Below are 19,987 nucleotides of genomic sequence, written 5' to 3' on the forward strand. Positions count from 1 at the left end.
TTCTTACAGCAAATTAAATCCCATGAAGCTCATAAAGCCTTACATATTACAGGTGGTGCTATCGACTGTGCTGTTCTTTGCATTTTCGATGATGCACGAATTTGACTGGTTGATTCCGTCAAACCCTGCGGCTGTTTCCTCAACGGCAGCGGCTATCCCTATGCCGGATGTTGTTGAAGAACCCGGGGCTGAAGATGAAATTGAGCATGAGTATATTGCTGCAACATACATTTACAATGACAGGCACCTTACCGGTGAGTTTATATCATTGATTAAACTATATACCCCACCGGTTCTCATCCCGCCACCCGACATGGTCTGACCATACCCGCAAATTATACATCCATTTTGTACTACAATTCCCTGAAGGAATAAGACGAACTGCAGCAGACTTCTCGAAGAATATAGAAGTGTTGCTGGGAGATTAGGGTTTATGATCTCTTGATGGAATCATTATATCTGCTATCAAATAAAATTTAAGACCATGAGAAAATTATTTTTAACCAACATTTTACCGGTATTAGTAGTAACACTTTTGTTTTCGACAGCTTGTGTAAGCCAGAATGCTGAACAATCATCGAATAATGAACTTAAATCAGAAGTTTTGACGAGTGAGGCTCAGAGCGAATTAACCCCACAGCAAATTCTCAACGGCCTGAAAGCCGGTAATGAGAGTTTTGTTAACAACAACCTCACGCCAACCGATTATCAGAAACAAGTGAAAGCAACCGCAGTTGGTCAATATCCTGAGGCAATTATATTGTCTTGTGTTGACAGCCGCGTGCCTGTAGAGCAAGTTTTTGATAAAGGCGTTGGCGATGTTTTTGTAGCCCGCGTAGCCGGAAATTTCGTTAATGAAGACATTCTGGGAAGTGCTGAGTTTGCTACCGCTGTGGCCGGGTCAAAAGTTGTTGTAGTAATGGGGCATAAAAGCTGCGGTGCTGTGAAAGCAGCAATCGACGGAGTTGAAATGGGCAACATTACCGCTATGTTAGACAAAATTGAACCGGCTGTTGAAATGACTGCCAACTATTCGGGCGAGCGTTCAACAAGTAACGATGACTATGTAACTGAAGTGGTTAATAACAACGTAGTTAATACGATTGCCGAAATGCGGGAAAACAGCCCTATTATTGCCGAGCTGGAAAGAAACGGTGATGTAGTAATTGCCGGAGCGTTCTATGACTTAGAGACAGGCAAAGTAACTTTTCTTGAGTAAGCTAAAGTGCTTAATTATTTACAAAGGGAGTTTTCTTAACTCCCTTTTTTTTGACCATTACAGAAGTACAAGGCCATGTGGCAGTATTAGGTATGTATAAAAATTAATACCGATTTAAACTGTGAAAGCAGTAACAACTGCCCTATTTTTTAAAAGCATTGATCAATAAACAAAACGTAACAATGAGCGAAGAAACATCTTTAAGTAAAGAAGTCTTAACAAGCGAAAAACAAGCAAGCTTGTCGCCCGAACAAATTCTCCAAAACCTCAAAGAAGGGAACAAGCGGTTCGTCAATAATAACCTGACACCGCGGGATTACCAGGCACAAGTGAAAGCCACTACCAGTGGGCAATATCCCGAAGCCGTAGTCATTTCCTGCATCGACAGCCGTGTACCGGTAGAGCAGGTGTTTGATAAAGGCGTGGGCGATATTTTTGTGGCCCGTGTAGCCGGTAATTTTGTGAATGAGGATATTCTTGGTAGTACCGAATACGGAACAGCCGTTGCCGGTTCAAAAGTAATCGTAGTGATGGGCCACAAGAGCTGTGGAGCGGTAAAAGCAGCTATCGATGATGTACAAATGGGGAACATTACGGCCATGCTGAGCAAGATTAAGCCGGCTGTTGAAATGACTGCTGATTACGATGGAGAACAGTCAACAGATAATGATGACTATGTAACAGAAGTTGTAAAGAACAATGTGATTCATACCATTCAGCAGATGAGAAAAGAAAGTCCTGCCATTGCTGAACTGGAAAAGAACGGTGATGTAAAAATCGCCGGCGCTTTCTATGATCTGGAAACAGGTAAGGTTACTTTTCTTGACTGAAAGCTCTAACTAAAGCTAAAAAGTAAAAAAGGGAGTTTAACGACTCCCTTTTCTTTTTAAAAATTGAGCACTATTCCAATTGAAGGCAGCACCGCTCCTTCAGATGAAGTATCCACCCTTACCAACTGCCGCGGCATTATCACTTCTCCCTGTTCGTTTCTGTCAAGGCCATATCTCGGTTCAGAGGGGTTTGCCGAAGCCAGTACATTCTGAATTTCTACAAACAGATCGAGGCTGAATTGTTGGAAACTCCACTTCTTATCAATACGCACATCCAGCTGACTGAAAGGGTCTAACCGAACAGTCCCCAATTTATTGAAGTCTTTAATTACAGCAGGGTAGTTATCCAGCGTAGCTTGTTGATCAACCGGGGCATACGGGGCTTTTCCCAGGAACCGATAGCGGCCGCTGACCTCCCAGTTGTTTCCGAATTTATAGCCACCCAACAGTGAAATTAAAACTCCATTATCCCAGACGGCCGGATCATAATCATTGCCCAGTAAGTTGGTGAATTCACTTTTATAAAAGGTGAATGCCGTTACGGCGTAAAAATTTCCGGTGAACTTTTGCTGAAATAGTAATTCCACCCCATAGGTTCTGCCTTTCCCCTCACTGATAACCGGCTCGCTGCCGAAAACTTCAAATCCCCCGCCTTTGTTAGCCAGCGAAACGCTGTCGGTAGTTGAGATGGGATAGTCATCATACTTTTTAAAAAAGCCTTCCAGAGAGATTCGGGAAGATTGATTGATGAGGTATTCTAACCCTAATACAGCATGATCACTTTGGATGTAATCAGCTGATTTGTTGGCGAAAGATCCGTCATTGCCTTGAAATCCGAGGGTGGTGTAAGGCAGGATTTTGTAGTAGCGGCCAACCGAGGCGTTCACGGTCCAGTCACGGTTTTCAGAAAATGTATAGGAAGCAGAGGCGCGGGGGCTTAAGGTGCGGTAAAGTTCATTGCCGGTGTCGGTAAACGTGTTGCCATCGGCGCGCAACCCAAGAGAAAATTTAACCCGGTTATTCAGCATATTTGATGTTACCTGCCCGTGTAACCCATAGCGAAAGAAGTTCAGGTCGGTTTCAAATTGCCGGTTATTGACTAGATCCTCGGTGTTGTTGGAGTAATCTGAATTGATAAGCAGGAAGCCCCCCGAAGCGGTCCAGTTACCTAAGAATTTGGTCACTCGATATCGAAGCTGGGTTTCGGTTTCCCGGGATTCATTTTTGAGATACAGCCCGGTTTCATTCACGTTATCGTTGTAGCGGTAAAAACGGTTACCCAGCGTGTTGTTGCTTAACACGGTTTCCATAAATCCGGAATTGTCGCTGAATTGCCGTTTCCAGCCTATACCTGCGGTGTTACTATTTTGGCGAATAACCGGAATTTGGTTTTGAATGGCTTCCTGCTCAGGATCAAAATCTTCGAGATCATTAATAGCCAGGTCGTCAATAGCCCCCACGCCGGTTAAGTAGATGGTATTATCGCGGTTAATTTGATGGTTCAGCTTGTACTGAAAATCCCAGTAATCGGGCAGAAAGGGAAGACCTATGACATCAAAAAGTAGCTGCAGGTACGAGCGGCGAACAGAAGCGATGAAAGTTGTATTTGCTATGTCCTGATCGCCTTTGAATAACGGACCTTCTGCAGTAAGGGCAGCTTCACTGGAACTGATTCTCAAATTGCCGGTGAACTCTCTGGGGTTTCCGTTACGCTGGTTAAACTGTAGGATTCCGGAAAGCACGTTATCATATTCAGCGCCAAAAGAGCTGGCGGTTAATGTGACTCCTTCAAAGAAAGAAACATTCAACAATCCCACCGGTCCCCCGGCGCTACCCTGTGTTGAAAAGTGATTGATGTTTGGAATAGGCACTCCGTCCAGAAAATACACATTCTCATTCGGCGCACCTCCGGGGATGATCACATCATTCCGAAAGCCACCTACCGAACCTGAAACGCCGGGCAGGGATTGAACAACCTTCGCGATGTCATTATTACCACCGGGATAAGCAGCGATTTCCTCCTGACTCAAATTTTGAATAGAAAGCGGAGTGGTTTCCAGCTTCTCGAAAGGATTGGGGGTTACCGTTACTTCATCTAATTCGCTGACATTCTCTTTCAGTTCAAAATTCAGTTCAATGTTTCCGGCCGAGCGGACCACAACATTGAATTTGGTTTCCGTAATAAAGCCTACAAAAGAAGCTTTCACGTTATACGTTTTGGTAGGTATGTTATTAATGGTGTAGCGCCCCTCAGCATTTGTAGCTGCTCCGAGATTGGTGCCCTCCAGAATGATGGTAGCTCCAATCAGAGGTTCGCCGGTTTTGACGTCTTTAACGGTACCGGTTATGGTGCCCGAAGTTTGAGCATACAGCACGCCGGATGAAAGCATAATTAAGGCGATGAACAATGAATAAATTCGCATCGGGATGAATAGTCGGATAATTGTTACTGTTGATTTGTGGCTTCAGAACAATTCGGTTTTTGAAAACCGTTCCAGATTCGCTTAGGGTGTTGGGCTAAAGTGATCTATAGCTGAGAGGTAATGAGGTACATTGTGTAGGCGATAAACAGGATGAGTAATACGCCGGCCTCCCACCTGTCCAGTTTTTTCTTTTCCCCGGTAAACATCCCGATAAATAAGATTAATGTTCCGCCCGCAAGTAGGTATAGTTCTGAATTAAAGGACGGATTGTATTCAATCGGTTTAACAACAGCACTTATCCCGAGAATTAAAAAAATGTTGAAGATATTGGAGCCGATAATATTGCCTACGGCTATGTCAACATTCTTGCGCATAGCCGCTACAATAGAAGTTGCAAGCTCTGGGAGGGAGGTGCCGGCGGCGATAATGGTTAGACCGATAATCTTTTCGCTAACTCCCAGAACAGTCGCAATTTGGATGGCGTTATTCACTACTAATCGTCCGCCTAGAACTAATCCTGCTAACCCGACAATAATAAATCCCCAGATTTTTAACTGAGTATATGATTTGTTTTCAGTCTGTATTTCAGAAGGATCAGAAGAGAGCTGTTTATACACGTAGAACAAGAAGCCAACAAAAAAAGCCAGGAAGATGAATCCATCAAAACGGGATACCGTGTAAGAACCCGGAAGCCATAAGTCGTTTGCCAGAAAAAACAGTAACACCGCAGCAAAAAGGGAGAACGGTATTTCTTTCCATACGGTGCTTGATTGAACAACAAGTGGGGTGATCAGGCCGGAAATACCCAGGATCACCAGTAGGTTAAAGTTGTTGCTGCCGATTACATTGGCGAATACAATTTCGTGATGCCCCTCGATGCTGCCCATCACATTAACCACCAGCTCGGGAGCGGAAGTACCAAATGCCACAATGGTTAAACCAATCGCCAGATCAGAGACGTTGAATTTTTTAGCCAGAACGGTGGCTCCTTCAACAAGCCAGTCGGCTCCTTTGATGAGTAGTATTAGACCAAAGGTGAGCCATAGAAAGGGAATAAACATGTTTCTATCTATTATTTAATCAAAGTCATTTTCTTGGTACTAACAACTTCACCGTCGATTTTTAGACTGTAAACATATAATCCACTTGTTAAAAACTCAGCGTTGAAGTTATAAGAATGAGCTCCAGCATTGAGATTTTTATCAACCAAGGTGGTGACTTTTCTACCAACAGAATCATAAACTGTTAACTGAGTTTCTGCAGATCTTGGTAACTCAAAGGTTATTTTTGTAGTAGGGTTGAAAGGGTTTGGAAAATTGTTATTCAGAATAAAATCAGAGGGTAGGTTTGCATTTCTAATCGATGAATCAATTAATTGTTCTGAACCATAAACAACATATGTGTTACCCTTATTTTCAAATGTATCGATGATAACGTCATCAGCGCCATCATTGTTAATATCTCCACTAGCAATCGAAAAGCCTGGGCTAAATCCAACAATCTCTAATAATTCATTTTGGTCAAAATCAGATAACATATTTTCTGCTTTTGGCTTGTCATTATTGAAAAGTATGTAAGTACTACCGGCTGAAACAATAAGGTCTTTTTTACCATCATCATTGATATCTCCGGCAGATACAATACCTAGCAACTCATTACTGTCTGATCCGTTTATGTAAAACCCATTTTCACCATCTATATCATCAATTGTAATAAGTTCTTGGAAACCACCTTCAGAGCCGTAAATAACGGAAACTCTGCCTGAAAGGAAGACATTGTTTACGGATATCCAAGGTTCCCCGATAATTAAATCATCTACGGAATCGCCGTTTATATCCTCCATGTATAAAGAGTATGCTTTAGAAGAGCCGAAAACAAAACCATTTTCACCATCTAAAGCAGGCAGCTGAAACTCAGATTCAAAACCTGACTGACGGCCAAATAGTATAAAAGTTTTATCTGTACCTATAACGATATCATCAATTTGATCATCATTAATGTCACCGTTGGTAACGAATTGCCCAAAATGCTCCCATAGATAATATTCAGGTGCTTTTATTGTGAATCCATTTTCACCGTCCAGGCTATTTCGGCTAAATTCAGAATCAAAAGCAGAATCTTTACCAAAAATGATAAACACTTGGCCATATGTACCGGTGAATTCATCTGACGGGTTAGGTGAACCAATGATAATATCTTTAACTCCATCACCATTTACATCTCCTGAGGAAACTGATGTAGGTCTAGAAATATTGGTATAAAAATCGGTTAGAGTAAATCCATTTTCACCATTTAATTCTTCCAAATTAAACTCAGCTTCAAAGCTATCTCTTTTCCCAAATAGAACGAATGAAGGAGATATGCCAATTATATCATCAATACCATCTCCATTAATATCTCCAGTAGTTATACCTCTACCTGCAGCATTTATTTTGAACCCATTGGTTCCATCTAGTTCAGAATACTGCACATTCAGATTGAAGCCTGATTCGCTTCCAAACACAACATAAGTGGCGCGTTTTTCGACTTCCAAAACGTATGCAACAACAATGAGGTCATCAATGTTATCTCCATTAATGTCACCCACAGTTACACTGTTTCCTGCGTAACCTCTTGCAGAATCACTATGCAGGATAAAACCTTGTCCAGCTTTTAATGTATCTAAAGAAAAAACTGATTGTGCTAAGGCTAAACTTGGGAAGGAGAGAGTGTTTAGCAATACAATTAATGAAAGCTTTATAAATGTTGACTTAAACTGTTGGTAAATATTATTCATCTTATCTAAACATTTGTCATATCAATCTGAAAAGCTAAAACAATTCTCAATTTAATAATAAGGATTTGACCAAAATACCCGTATCTTTAAGGCTTGCAACTTTTCTGGTAATAGACTGCTGAAGACACAGGGTTAATCAAGAAGAGAATTTCATTTAAAATAATACAAAAATGTCACAAGATTTAAGAAATATCGCCATCATCGCTCACGTAGATCACGGGAAAACCACCCTCGTTGATCAGATTTTAAAACAGAGCGGAACATTCAGAGAGAACCAGCAGGTAGAGGACCGGGTGATGGACTCCGGCGACCTGGAGAAAGAGCGCGGTATTACCATCAGTTCCAAAAACACCGCGGTAAACTGGAAAGGCACCAAAATTAACATTGTTGATACCCCTGGTCACGCCGACTTTGGCGGAGAAGTGGAGCGAATTCTGAAAATGGTAAATGGTGTAATTCTTCTGGTGGATGCTGCCGAAGGCCCGCTTCCCCAAACTAAATTTGTTCTTAGAAAATCACTGAGTTTAGGCTATCAGCCGATTGTGGTTATTAATAAAATTGACCGAAAGGATGCACGTCCCAATGCCGTGCTGGATGAGATTTTTGATCTGTTTGTAATGCTGGATGCCACCAACGAGCAGCTTGATTTCCCGGTTCTTTATGCCATTGCCAAAGACGGTATCGCCAAGGAAGAGCTGGAGGAGGAAGGCACAGACCTTTCCCCGCTCATGAACAAAATTGTGGAGCATGTACCGGCACCGGAGCAGGACACCGATTCTAAATTCAAGATGCTGGTAAGCAGCATTGACTGGAACGACTATGTGGGGCGAATTGCGGTTGGCCGTGTTGAGCAAGGCACGATTAAAATAAACCAGGAAGTTGCCCTGATGAATGGCAAAGGCGAGGTGAAAGAAAAAGCTCGCGCAACCAAGCTGTTTACTTTCAATGGTCTTCAGCGCGAGCCGGTAGAAAAAGCGGTGGCCGGAGATATTATTGCATTAGCTGGATATGAACAGGTAAACATCGGGGATACGCTGACGGATACCGCTGATATGACTCCACTCGAATATGTGGATTTAGACCAGCCCACTATCGCGATGTATTTCCGGGTAAACAACTCTCCGTTTGCCGGAAAAGAAGGCGATTATGTAACCTCCAACCAGTTGAAAGACCGCCTGTACCGTGAAACACGAACTAATGTGGCGATGCGGGTTGAGCCGACAGACAGTCCTGATATTTATAAAGTTTCCGGCCGGGGTGAGTTACAAATGGCTATCCTGATTGAAACCATGCGCCGTGAAGGATTCGAATTTTCTGTATCCCGACCGGAAGTGCTTTTCAAAGAGGTGGATGGGGTAACTCACGAACCGGTTGAGGAAGTGGTTGTAGATGTGCAGACCGACTACAGCAATCGCGTGATTGATAACCTCCAGAAACGAAAAGGGATCATGACTTCCATGAGCCAGGAAGGGGAAAACAACCGGATTCAATTCCGTGTACCTTCCCGTGGATTAATTGGCTTCCGTGGAGAGATGCTGACCGAAACTCGTGGAACAGGAATCATGCACCAGCAATTTGATGGCTATGAGCCTTACGCCGGTGAAATCCCTGGACGAAATCGTGGCGCACTCATTGCTCTTGAGCAAGGAGATGTAACCGGTTATGCTCTGGAAGGTGTTCAGGACCGTGGTGAGTTTTTTGTAGAGCCCGGAGATCCCGTTTATATGGGGCAGGTTGTTGGCGTGAATAAGCGCAGCGACGACATGGTAGTAAATGTGGTTAAGAAGAAAAACCTGACTAACCACCGTGCCACTCAAACGGCTGATTCTGTGAAATTGAATCAGGCCAAAAAGCTTAGCCTGGAGCAATGTATTGAGTTTATCGACAACGATGAACTACTCGAGGTAACCCCCAAAGCACTTCGAATCCGAAAGACATATCTCGATCACAACGATCGCAAGCGTGCGGAAAAGCAGAAGGCAAGCGCTAAAGCTTAGTCTATATTTTAAATGTTGAATGCTGAATGTTAAGTGGGACTTGATACCATTTAACATTCAGCATATAAAAATTGATCGCTACTTAATCAGTGTCAGCTTCTTGGTGATTACGGCTTGGTTTACTTGCAGCCGGTATAAATACATCCCCGAAGATAAGTTCCCGGCATTAAATGTAACCTCGTACTCTCCGGCTGGCTGTGCTTTCCTGTTCAGTAAAGTGGCTACTTCTCTCCCCAGCATATCGTACACCTTCAGGCTGACCGTGCTGTTTGATGGAACCTGATAGCGGATATTGGTACTTGGGTTGAACGGATTTGGATAATTTTGATGGAGCTGAACATCGACAGGAATTGTGCCGGTCAGAGGTTCTTCGGTTGAAGTTGCAATGCCGCCTCTGTTTGATGTTGAGTAGATGGTTCCCTTTTCACCTACAATCCAACCGGAACCAGTGCCTGCAAATTCTATAGCATGTAAGTCTTTTTGTGTGAGGCTGTAGTCCGTTTCAAAGTTCGCTCCGCCATCTACCGTTTTAAGGATCCGGCCGCGTTCACCAACCACAAGCCCACTGTCTTCCGAGAAAAAATGCAGACCATTCAAGTCGAAAGTGGTAAGGGGAGTAAGTTCCGTCCAGTTTTCGCCGCCATCTGTGGTTTTCATCATGTCTCCGCGCTCCATGGTTACATAACCGGTAGAGCTGTCGAGGAAATATATGTTTGTGATCTCCGGCGCGAAGCCATCTTCTTCATACCTTATGCTCCAGGTTGCCCCTCCATCCGAAGTGTAAGCGATCGTTTCCTGTCCGGCCATCCATCCGTTGTCTTCACTTTGAAAAGCAATCATTTCAAAGTCGGAGTAAGAAATATTATCAGGTTCAGATATGGTGTTCCAGGTACTACCGCCATCGGTAGTTTTAAGGAGCTTGTCTTCCGCTTTGATAAAACCGACTTGATCATCAATAAACTGGATATCTACCAGGCTATTGGTCTGTTCATGTTCAGCAATTCCGATCTCTATCTTATTCCAGGTTGCCCCCTGATCGGAAGAGTGATATATCAACCATACAGAACCGCCGGTAAAATGATCCTCTCCAATGGCCCAAATGTTGTTATTGTCCACATAAGCCACAGCCGCGAAATCTTTTCTGCCTTCCAGGGTTAAGTTATTCTCCCAGGTAGCACCGCCGTCGGTTGTGGTGAATATTTTTCCATTAACTCGCTCTTCGGTTACAAAGGCTCCGTGAGTTTCATTTACAAAAGAGACATCAGAAATATTATACCCGGTAATTAAATCAGTATTTAATGTGTCATCGGAAAGAGTGAATGTTGTAGTGGCACCGGAGGCTCCGACAGCCAGCCAGTTTCCCTCAAACTCATCAATATCAAACCAGGTAACCGGGCCGGCGCCATCTGATAATACCCCCCAGGTTGTGCCGTCATCGGAAGAGTGAAGGATGGCATTTTGTGATGTTTCGGTAAAGTTATTTACTCCCCCGGCAAGGATGATTTCACCATTACTACCCAGTTCGATATCGTAAAAGAGGTGTTCAAAATCATAGTCGATTACAGACCAGGAAGTGCCTCCGTCAGTCGTCTTCAGGATGAAGCCCACAAATCCGCTGTTATATGTTTCCCCGATCACATAGCCGGTTTGGTCATCAGTGAACGCAATGTTGTAGAGGTCGTCCGAGCTTCTCAGGTTCTGAAAACCACTGTAGGAAACGGTATCGATTTGAATGGCAGATTCCCAAGTAGAACCGGCATCGGTTGATTTATAGAGTGAGCCTGACTCGCCGGCCACCCAAAAGGTGGTATCATTCACAATGTGGAAGTCTAAAAGGTCTTCAGTTCCGGCCGTTACCGAGCTCCAGTTTTCTCCGCCATCAGAAGTGAAAAGGATTTCTCCATTAGCAGAAGCAACCCATCCGTTTTGGGCATCCAGAAATTCAATATCGTTAAAGTTGTTGAAGTTGAAGGAGGAGCGAATATCCCATGTTTGTCCACCGTCGTCTGTTTTGGCAAGCATTTCAGAACTTCCTCCGCCTGCGGTAGTGAATGGTCCGCCTACAAAACCTGATTCGGCATCAAAGAAGAAAAGCCCCTGGTAATTGCGGCTGTCTCCATAAGAGATATCCGTCCAGGTGCTGCCACCGTCGGTTGACTTTAAGATGGTCCCGTTATTTCCAATGGCATAGGCTATCAGATCAGTTACGAACTGTACTTCATTTAAGTCTGCCGAAGTAATATTTCCATTTGCAGACTGCCAATGCTGTGCCGAGGCTACATGAACAATTAGAAATGAAAAAATGAATGAAATGAGAACTGATAATTTTAATCCCGAAAAATGCATGGTGTCGACTGTTGTAGTTTTGTTAATACTAATAGGCAGTCTTACATACGGAGAAGAATAGAAATAAGGCTCAAAATGAGTTCAATTTAAGTAAGAGATTTATCTAAGCCTTAGAATGGCACAATTAAAGAGGGGAATTACAGTCGGGTAGCTCACCCCATCCCATAGAACTTCACCTTCTCTTTAAAATAAGGGGTAAAGACTTTTTGAGGTAGTTCCTATTATGACCGATTAAGAAAGGGGGGTGCCCGATCAAAGTGCGCCCCCATTGGTCAGCTTTATTGTGTCCCCGTCAAGTTAGAATTTGATGGTCCCTGTCCAGTTATGGTCAGTGCGTTCGGGTTGCATTACCACTAATCCGGTTGCAGAGACTTCGAGCTGTACATCACGATAACGTCCGGTTCCTTCGGTGATAACCATTTCTCCGACAAATTCAGCATCATAACCTTCTTCCTGGGTGGCTGATATAATTCCGGTCTGGGCTGGCAGGAACAGAGTATCGCTGTTTTCAGCTATTATATAAGCTTCCGTATTTTCGGTGCTGAAATACTCAATTTGTCCGGATTCAAATGTGGACAGGTCTACACAGAAGGTTGCGTAATATGAGATTGTACCTAACTCAGTAGCAGTGCCGGTACCTTCCTGGATGTTATAACCGAAAGGACCTTCACCACAGAATCCGGCGACTTCTTCAGGTGACATATTCATTTGTATTCCTCCGGTAGTGGAAAATTCAGCGGTGAATGGTTTTGGCCCTGTATCAGAATTTGTTGCGCAGCTTAGAAGCAGGCCGCTTAGCAATATTACGGTTGTATGTATAGTTGATGATTTCATAATGATGTTGTTCCTTTTATTACAAATGATTTAGCTTAGCAATTACGCTTAAATCAATATGCAGGTGGGCAAAAGGAAAAGCCTTCACATATGTTGAAAAGGCTTTAAAGTTTTTTAGATGAGCTTAACTATTGTTGCAAACACATGTAGAAATGTTGCAAATAAACGAAATCAGTACTGTGTAAGAGTAAGCATTTCAGGTTCAGGTAAATCTAATCTTTCAAGATGAATTTTAAATCTCGGATCTTTCTTTAGTGGGTTAAAGCGCGGGTTTCGATTGATCCATGGATACCAGCTAAAACGGATTCTATAGCATTCATCTAGCCAGGAGAAAGCTTTTTCATAATCGCCTAATGTGGCATAAATCTCTGCAAGCCCCCATGTCTCGATAGGGATTGGATTCATGGAAAGAGAATCTGCAATAGACAATGCTTTGTCTTCATTTCCAGCAACGGCATATGCTGCCCCAAGTGCATAGGTCCATCTTGGGTTCAACTGGACTGATTTTTTGTGAGCTTCTATGGCTTTATTATGCATCTCTTTCCCTGAGTATGCGAGTCCTAATACATGATATGCATAAGCATAATCTGGATTTATAGATAAAGACTTTTCCGCGGCCTTTATGGCTTCATCATATTTACCATAAGAGGAGTAAATAAAACTTAAATACGTGGAATAAAGAGGAGTAAAAGGATCTAAATCAACAGCTATTTTCTGATGATCAATAACATGCTGAAAATCTGCCTCTATCAAATCAAGGAACCAAGAATAATGGGCATATGCTTCTGCAATATTCGGGTTGTATTTAAAAACCTTTCTAAATCCTTCTTCTGTGGCATCCCAGTCCCATGTTTCATAAAGATCGACTAATGCCTGAGCCAAATGAACCTCACCAAGCGTACTGTCAATTTGTAATGCCCGGTCTGCGGCTGCCTGAGCAAGTTTATAAGCATCTTCCGGTGGGGTTATGCCGTGTCCCGCAATATTATATCCTAATGCTAACCTAGCCCACGGAAGGGGGTCCGCAGGATCGATTCTGGTTGCTTCGAGTAAGTAGCTGATGCCTCTCTCGTAAGTCTCGGGTGTATACTGATTGAGATAATAATTGCCACGAAGGTAAGCTTTATAAGCTTCAGGATTTACCTCACGAGGGACAGCCAGTTGCCGTTCCTGTTCCGGTGTTAGCGAAACGTGAACACCTTCTGCAATATCAACCGTTACCTCACTTAGCATAGCAAAGATATTGGCTGTATTGCGGGCATAACTTTTGGCCCAAATGTGTTTTTCTTCAGGCTCTACATCAATAAGCTGAATTTGAATTCTAACACTATCTCCGGCTTTGTAAACAGAACCTTCAATTAAATTTCTGACCCCTAGTTCGCGCGCAATTTCTGTGATATTAGTATCTGTATCACGATATCTGAGTGTCGAAGTTCTCGATATCACGCGAAGTTCACTTACCTGACCGAGTTTACCTGTGATCGCATCATGTAATCCATCAACAAAGTAATCTTGGTCCGTTTCACCAGTCAAATTATGCAACGGTAATACCGCCAAGGAAGGCGGATTAGAAGAGGTTTTTATAGGGTTTAATGAAAAAAAGGTCAAAAGAATAACGGCAAAACCTACTAAGGATAAAATCAGTAACCTGGATGAGCTCCGGAATTTATTTTTACCTTCAGGGTTTATACTTGTTGAAAGGTTTTCGTCAAGGTTCTCCTGAACAAATTTCTGCGATTTGGAATGAATTTCATTCGGTGGATACCCATAATAATCATGAAAACACTTACTGAAATAGGAGGAGCTATTAAAACCAACTTTAAAAGCAATTTCAGATACATTTCCCTCTTGCTTCAATAGTAGTTCATGAGCTTTCTGCAGCCGGTATTCTCTTATAAACTGGCTGGTAGATTGCCCAGTCAGATCACTAATCTTTCGATGTAAGGTAGATCTGCTTTGCCCTATTGCTTTCGCTAAATCCTCTACACTAAACTGGTCGTTATCCAGATTGGACTCTATAATTGATTCTAATTTATTTAGGAACTCTTGATTCATCAGGCAGACCATTTAACTTAGCATACCTAAGTATAGCAAAGTATCATTAAATGGCAATTCTGATTAATAAGATATTCCTAGGCTATTTGGGTAACCAGAAAGCTACCCCATCCCATAAAACTGAACTTTCTCTTTGAAATAGGGGGCGAACACTTTACCAAGATCTGTGTTCTCAGGAGTTTTTAGGTTGGGATCACTTCCCAGTAATTCCTTGGCCTGTTCTTTAGCCTGGGCAAGCAGGAACTGGTCTTCTACAATGTCAGCAAACTTGAAATCGGGGAGGCCGCTTTGTTTGGTGCCCAGGAAATCGCCGGGGCCGCGAAGTTTGAGGTCGGCTTCGGCAATGCGAAAGCCATCGTTGGTTTCTTCCATGGTTTTCAGGCGAAAGGCTCCGGCTTTGCTCACTTTCACGTCCGGCATCAGGATGCAATAGCTTTGTCGTTCCCCCCGGCCAATGCGTCCGCGCAGCTGATGAAGCTGCGAAAGACCAAAACGTTCGGCATGTTCGATTATCATAATTGAGGCATTCGGGACATCCACCCCAACTTCGATCACGGTCGTAGAAACCAGAATCTGAATTTCATTATGGATGAAGGCTTTCATGGTTTCATCCTTTTCGTCAGTTTTCATCCGGCCGTGAATCAACCCGACATTGAAATCAGGGAACTGCTTTTTTAGTTTTTCAAATCCTGCCGTTGCATCTTTCAGGTCCAGTGCCTCCGATTCTTCCACCAACGGATAAACTACATATACTTGTCCGCCATCAGCTACTTCCTGTTGAACAAAGCTGTACACATCATCTCTTTTTTTATGAGATCGAATGGCGGTTTTGATAGGCTTTCTTCCGGCCGGCAAATCTTTAATGACCGACACATCCAAATCCGCATACACCGTCATGGCAAGAGAACGGGGGATAGGGGTGGCACTCATTACCAGCATGTGTGGGTGACTCCCTTTATTAAGCAGATCCGATCGCTGCTTAACCCCAAACCGGTGCTGCTCATCAATCACGGCCAACCCCAGGTTATGAAAGCGAACCGTCTCCTGAATGATGGCATGTGTTCCTACAACGATGTTGCAATTTCCGCCCTCAATGTCAGTGAGGATATCGGTTCGTAACGCTTTTTTCTGTGAACCGATGAGCAAGCGCACGTTGACATCTAATTCTTTAAGGTGCTCGCGGAGTGTGCGGTAATGCTGTTCGGCAAGGATTTCGGTTGGAGCGAGGAAGGCAGCCTGGAAGCCGTTGTCCAAAGCCATGAGCATGGCGCCAATGGCAACAATGGTTTTGCCGGCTCCCACATCTCCCTGAATCAATCGGTTCATTTGCTTGCCGGAGCGGACATCCTTCTTAATTTCAGCCAGCGAAGTTTTCTGACCGTCTGTTAATTCAAACGGAAGCAGTTCATTAAAATAGCGGGAAGTGTAAGTGCCGGTTTCATTAAAAAGGTGACCGTTTGCCCGTTCCTTTACGGTATAGTTGATCTTCTCCATGCTCAGTTCGAACAAGAAGAGCTCTTCAAACTTAAACCTGTTCAAGGCATTCTTGTATTCATTATGCGTTTCCGGAAAGTGGATCATCCGGTAAGCCTCCGGTCGTTGTGGGAACTTCATTTCCGCGATAAGTGATTCCGGTAAAAATTCGTCAGGAGTTACCTTGTTCAAAATCTGTTCCATCCAGCTTTGAACCAGTTTACTGGTAATGCGGGCTTTGCTTAATGCCTTGCTTCCCGGGTAGATGGGAAAGATGCGGGAAAAAGAATCGAGGTCATCATCGGAAGAGATTTTATCAACTTCGGGGTGAGCAATGGAGATCGATTGGCCGTAGCGTTTGGCGGCTCCATAAAAAGCCACGAAATCCCCTTCCTTAAAATACTTCCGGAAGTATCCGACTCCCCGGAACCAAACTCCTTTTACATCTCCCGATCCATCATTAATGGTAACTTCGAGGCGTTTCTTCTTGCCGTAGCCGGCCATGTTTATATCTGTCACCTTTCCGGCAACGGTAATTTCCTCTCCGGAACCGGCCAGGTGCTTTATCTTCTGGGTATTGCTTCGATCCAGGTATCGGCGGGGAAAAAAATTAAGTAAGTCCTTTACAGAGCGGATGCCCTCAGCGCTTAAAGCATCCAGTCTTTTAGTACTCAGGTTAGATAAGTCGGTTAGCTTCAACTGATATAAAGTTATATATCGATCTATATGCTAAAGATCGAAATTTGGGGTTCGATTTTTAAATAATGGGGCATCAAGGTGTATTTCAGAAAAAAGAGGAAATAATTCGGATAAATTTTTTGCATTCATGTGGTAACGTTGCCTATATTTGCAAGCTCTCGATTCGATGGCAATAACCAAATAATTGAACAGTGCCTACAATACAACAACTCATACGAAAAGGTAGAAAAAGCAAAGTAAGTAAAACAACTGCTCCTGCGCTACAGAATTGTCCGCAGAAGCGTGGTGTTTGTACTCGCGTTTATACAACTACGCCTAAAAAGCCGAACTCGGCATTGCGTAAGGTAGCTCGTGTACGTTTGACTAACGGAATTGAAGTTTCGGCTTACATTCCGGGCGAAGGTCACAACTTACAGGAACACAGTATTGTATTGATCCGTGGCGGTCGTGTAAAAGATTTGCCTGGTGTTCGATACCATATTATTCGTGGAACATTAGATACTGCGGGTGTTGAGGGAAGAACTCAGAGCCGTAGTTTGTATGGCACTAAGAAGCCGAAAGGGTAACATTAAGAAATTAAGATTAATCGAGCATGCGTAGAAAAACAGCAGAAAAACGAGATGTGCAAGCGGATCCAATCTTTGAGGATAAGCTGGTAACTCGCTTCGTGAACAACCTGATGCGGGACGGTAAGAAAAATGTTGCTCGCAAAATTGTATATCAGGCTTTTGAAGTTATTGAAGAGAAAACAGGCGAAACCGGAATCGATGTATTCCGCAACGCTCTGCAAAATTCAACACCGGTGGTTGAGGTTAAGTCACGCCGTGTTGGTGGTGCTACTTACCAGGTGCCTGTAGAGGTTCGTCAGGAAAGAGGAACGGCTCTTGGAATGAGATGGCTCATTAGAGCAGCACGCTCCAGAAATGATAAGTCGATGTCAATTCGTCTTTCAAGAGAATTGATTGATGCATCAAATAATGAAGGCGGAGCTGTTCGCAAGAAAGATGAAACGCACCGTATGGCAGACGCTAACAAAGCATTTGCTCACTTTAGATTCTAAAAGAGATTATTGATTAATAAGTATTATGTCTGAGACGAAGCAAAAAACAGATCCAAAAATTTTAGATAAAATCCGCCGGACGCGGAATATCGGTATCATGGCTCACATCGATGCCGGTAAGACAACCGTAACCGAGCGTATTTTATTTTACACCGGTCGTAGTCACCGAATTGGTGAGGTGCATGATGGTGCTGCTACTATGGACTGGATGGAGCAGGAGCAGGAGCGAGGTATTACCATTACTTCTGCTGCAACTCACTGTATCTGGAAAGATCACCGGATTAATATTATTGATACTCCGGGTCACGTTGACTTTACCGTAGAGGTGGAGCGTTCTTTGCGTGTGTTGGATGGAGCGGTTTTCGTGCTTGACTCTGTGGGAGCTGTTCAGCCTCAGTCAGAAACAGTTTGGCGTCAGGCTAATAAGTACGAAGTTCCTTGTATGGCTTTCGTTAATAAAATGGACAAAGTAGGAGCTGACTTCTACAATGTTATTGACGAGCTTGATGAAAAACTGAATGCGAACCCTATTCCAATTCAGATTCCAATTGGCGCTGAAGCTGACTTTCAGGGCGTTGTTGACCTTATTAATATGAACGCCATCATTTGGGATGATGAGTCTCTTGGTGCTAAGTATGAGGTTGTTGAGATTCCGGAAGATCTGAAAGAGAAGGCTGCTGAGTATCGAGGTATTATGCTTGAGGCGGTTGCTGATCATAATGATACCCTGATGGAAAAGTACCTGATGGAAGAAGAGATTAGTGCTGAAGAAATTATTGAAGCTCTTCGTGAAGCAACTATTTCCAAGGATGTAACACCGGTAATGTTAGGTACCGCCCTTAAGAACAAAGGAGTTCAGGTATTGCTTGATCGTGTTCTGGATTTCATGCCTAACCCTCTGGATATTCCTCCAGTTAAGGGTATAGATCCTGAAACTGAAGAAGAAGTGAAGAAGGCTCCGGATGTAAATGCGCCATTCTCAGCTCTTGCTTTCAAGATTATGACTGATCCTTATGTAGGTAGGCTTACGTTTGCTCGTGTATATTCCGGGCGGCTTGAAAAGGGTTCGTACATTTTAAACTCTTCAACTGGAAATCGTGAGCGTGTTGGTCGATTGCTTGAGATGCACGCTAACGACAAAAAAGATTTAGACTACATTCAGGCAGGAGATATTGCTGCTATTATCGGAATTAAAGAAGTGCACACCGGAGATACTCTGTGTGACGAAGATCATCCGGTAATTCTGGAGCAAATTACATTCCCTGAGCCTGTTATTAAGCTGGCTGTAGAGCCGAAAACCAAGGCCGACAGTGAAAAGCTTTCTACTGGATTGCAGAAGCTGGCAGAAGAAGATCCTACCTTCCAGGTTAAAACTGACCATGAAACAGGTCAGACCACTATTGCCGGAATGGGTGAGCTTCACCTCGAGATTATTGTAGATCGTCTGAGACGAGAATTCAAAGTAGAAGCTAATGTTGGTGCCCCGCAGGTTTCTTATCGTGAAACCATTTCACAAAAAGTGGATCACCGCGAAATCTACAAGAAGCAGACAGGTGGTCGTGGTAAATTTGCTGATATCTCTTTCGAGATTGGGCCAATTGCCGAATTTGAAGATTACGATGGTAATGAAGACAGAATTACCCGCGAAGAAGGATTTATTTTTATTAATGAAATTGTAGGTGGTAATATTCCGCGTGAATTTATCCCATCTGTAATGAAAGGATTCCAGCAGGCGTTATCTGCAGGTATCCAGGCTAACTACTCTGTTGAGAACATCGGAGTTCGTTTGTATGACGGTTCTTACCACGATGTTGATTCTGACCAGTTGAGCTTTGAGTTATGTGCAAAACTCGGTTTCAGAAATTCAGCCCGTAAGGCCAAGCCTAAAATCCTTGAGCCGGTAATGAAAGTAGAAATCATTACTCCTGAAGAATATATGGGAGATGTAATCGGTGACTTGAATAGTCGTCGTGGAATCATGCAGAGCATGGACTCGAACAATGAAGGTTCAGTCGTTAAGGCTCATGTACCGCTTTCTGAAATGTTCGGTTACTCTACCGACTTAAGGTCTGCTACTCAGGGCCGCGCGGTATATTCGATGGAATTCTACGATTACACTGAAGTACCTGAAGCTATTGCTCAGGAAATCATCGAGAGCCAAACATAAAAGAAATTAAACACTAAGATTAAACTATAGTATCATGGCAAAAGAGACCTTTGAACGGAATAAGCCCCATGTGAACGTGGGAACAATTGGACACGTAGATCATGGTAA

General features: G+C 43.4%; 14 protein-coding genes and 1 pseudogene. 8 read left to right on the top strand and 7 right to left on the bottom strand.

Annotation, left to right across the window (positions count from 1 at the left end; translation table 11 throughout):
* Positions 1–22 precede the first annotated feature (22 nt).
* From JJ941_RS10965 to JJ941_RS10975, 3 genes are all read left to right on the top strand, one after another.
* Positions 23–322, top strand: coding sequence for a hypothetical protein (locus JJ941_RS10965; protein WP_290965027.1), 300 nt, complete (start codon positions 23–25; stop codon positions 320–322).
* Between the two features lie 162 nt (positions 323–484).
* Positions 485–1,219, top strand: a complete 735-nt coding sequence (locus JJ941_RS10970; protein WP_290965030.1) for a carbonic anhydrase family protein — start codon at positions 485–487, stop codon at positions 1,217–1,219.
* Positions 1,220–1,401: 182 nt separating this feature from the next.
* Positions 1,402–2,049, top strand: a complete 648-nt coding sequence (locus JJ941_RS10975; protein WP_290965032.1) for a carbonic anhydrase family protein — start codon at positions 1,402–1,404, stop codon at positions 2,047–2,049.
* A 56-nt stretch (positions 2,050–2,105) separates the two neighbouring features.
* Here the strand turns inward: JJ941_RS10975 and JJ941_RS10980 are convergent, their stop codons facing one another.
* The 3 genes from JJ941_RS10980 to JJ941_RS10990 form a co-directional block, all read right to left on the bottom strand.
* Positions 2,106–4,472: a TonB-dependent receptor gene (locus tag JJ941_RS10980; protein WP_290965033.1), complete on the bottom strand. Its 2,367-nt coding sequence runs from the start codon at positions 4,470–4,472 to the stop codon at positions 2,106–2,108.
* 104 nt (positions 4,473–4,576) lie between these two features.
* Positions 4,577–5,533, bottom strand: coding sequence for a calcium/sodium antiporter (locus JJ941_RS10985; RefSeq protein WP_290965034.1), 957 nt, complete (start codon positions 5,531–5,533; stop codon positions 4,577–4,579).
* A gap of 11 nt (positions 5,534–5,544) precedes the next feature.
* Positions 5,545–7,248, bottom strand: coding sequence for a T9SS type A sorting domain-containing protein (locus JJ941_RS10990; protein WP_290965035.1), 1,704 nt, complete (start codon positions 7,246–7,248; stop codon positions 5,545–5,547).
* Between the two features lie 170 nt (positions 7,249–7,418).
* On the opposite strand from JJ941_RS10990, the gene typA reads away from it, so the two are divergent.
* Positions 7,419–9,245, top strand: coding sequence for a translational GTPase TypA (gene typA / locus JJ941_RS10995; protein ID WP_255133420.1), 1,827 nt, complete (start codon positions 7,419–7,421; stop codon positions 9,243–9,245).
* 78 nt (positions 9,246–9,323) lie between these two features.
* Here typA and JJ941_RS11000 read toward each other — a convergent pair whose 3' ends face one another.
* The 4 genes from JJ941_RS11000 to recG all read right to left on the bottom strand — a co-directional run bounded on the left by JJ941_RS11000 (position 9,324) and on the right by recG (position 16,652).
* Complete coding sequence (locus JJ941_RS11000) at positions 9,324–11,591, bottom strand: YCF48-related protein (RefSeq protein ID WP_290965039.1); 2,268 nt, start codon at positions 11,589–11,591, stop codon at positions 9,324–9,326.
* A gap of 297 nt (positions 11,592–11,888) precedes the next feature.
* Complete coding sequence (locus JJ941_RS11005) at positions 11,889–12,425, bottom strand: hypothetical protein (RefSeq protein WP_290965042.1); 537 nt, start codon at positions 12,423–12,425, stop codon at positions 11,889–11,891.
* A gap of 171 nt (positions 12,426–12,596) precedes the next feature.
* Positions 12,597–14,480 (bottom strand): helix-turn-helix domain-containing protein, encoded by a 1,884-nt coding sequence (locus tag JJ941_RS11010; RefSeq protein WP_290965045.1) that lies wholly within the window; start codon positions 14,478–14,480, stop codon positions 12,597–12,599.
* Positions 14,481–14,582: 102 nt separating this feature from the next.
* Positions 14,583–16,652 carry an ATP-dependent DNA helicase RecG gene (gene recG / locus JJ941_RS11015; RefSeq protein ID WP_290965048.1) on the bottom strand — a complete coding sequence of 690 codons (2,070 nt, stop codon included), beginning with the start codon at positions 16,650–16,652 and terminating at the stop codon, positions 14,583–14,585.
* 191 nt (positions 16,653–16,843) lie between these two features.
* Here recG and rpsL point away from each other — a divergent pair, with 191 nt between their 5' ends.
* The 4 genes and pseudogenes from rpsL to JJ941_RS11035 all read left to right on the top strand — a co-directional run.
* Positions 16,844–17,218 carry a 30S ribosomal protein S12 gene (rpsL, locus tag JJ941_RS11020; protein ID WP_020404630.1) on the top strand — a complete coding sequence of 125 codons (375 nt, stop codon included), beginning with the start codon at positions 16,844–16,846 and terminating at the stop codon, positions 17,216–17,218.
* Positions 17,219–17,244: 26 nt separating this feature from the next.
* Positions 17,245–17,712 carry a 30S ribosomal protein S7 gene (rpsG, locus tag JJ941_RS11025; protein WP_255133415.1) on the top strand — a complete coding sequence of 156 codons (468 nt, stop codon included), beginning with the start codon at positions 17,245–17,247 and terminating at the stop codon, positions 17,710–17,712.
* Positions 17,713–17,737: 25 nt separating this feature from the next.
* Positions 17,738–19,879 carry an elongation factor G gene (gene fusA / locus JJ941_RS11030; RefSeq protein WP_290965057.1) on the top strand — a complete coding sequence of 714 codons (2,142 nt, stop codon included), beginning with the start codon at positions 17,738–17,740 and terminating at the stop codon, positions 19,877–19,879.
* Between the two features lie 34 nt (positions 19,880–19,913).
* Positions 19,914–19,987: pseudogene (locus tag JJ941_RS11035) on the top strand (elongation factor Tu); the annotation flags it as partial.

It is taken from the genome of Gracilimonas sp., assembly GCF_017641085.1.
In the GTDB taxonomy this organism is placed as follows: domain Bacteria; phylum Bacteroidota; class Rhodothermia; order Balneolales; family Balneolaceae; genus Gracilimonas.

Bases quoted from the DNA above. Each gene is read 5' to 3' on its own strand.
- JJ941_RS10990 (WP_290965035.1), bottom strand. From the start codon at position 7,248: ATGAATAATATTTACCAACAGTTTAAGTCAACATTTATAAAGCTTTCA.
- JJ941_RS11010 (WP_290965045.1), bottom strand. From the start codon at position 14,480: ATGAATCAAGAGTTCCTAAATAAATTAGAATCAATTATAGAGTCCAAT.
- rpsG (WP_255133415.1), top strand. From the start codon at position 17,245: ATGCGTAGAAAAACAGCAGAAAAACGAGATGTGCAAGCGGATCCAATC.
- JJ941_RS11005 (WP_290965042.1), bottom strand. From the start codon at position 12,425: ATGAAATCATCAACTATACATACAACCGTAATATTGCTAAGCGGCCTG.
- JJ941_RS10980 (WP_290965033.1), bottom strand. From the start codon at position 4,472: ATGCGAATTTATTCATTGTTCATCGCCTTAATTATGCTTTCATCCGGC.
- JJ941_RS10965 (WP_290965027.1), top strand. From the start codon at position 23: ATGAAGCTCATAAAGCCTTACATATTACAGGTGGTGCTATCGACTGTG.
- typA (WP_255133420.1), top strand. From the start codon at position 7,419: ATGTCACAAGATTTAAGAAATATCGCCATCATCGCTCACGTAGATCAC.
- fusA (WP_290965057.1), top strand. From the start codon at position 17,738: ATGTCTGAGACGAAGCAAAAAACAGATCCAAAAATTTTAGATAAAATC.
- JJ941_RS10985 (WP_290965034.1), bottom strand. From the start codon at position 5,533: ATGTTTATTCCCTTTCTATGGCTCACCTTTGGTCTAATACTACTCATC.
- JJ941_RS10975 (WP_290965032.1), top strand. From the start codon at position 1,402: ATGAGCGAAGAAACATCTTTAAGTAAAGAAGTCTTAACAAGCGAAAAA.
- JJ941_RS10970 (WP_290965030.1), top strand. From the start codon at position 485: ATGAGAAAATTATTTTTAACCAACATTTTACCGGTATTAGTAGTAACA.
- JJ941_RS11000 (WP_290965039.1), bottom strand. From the start codon at position 11,591: ATGCATTTTTCGGGATTAAAATTATCAGTTCTCATTTCATTCATTTTT.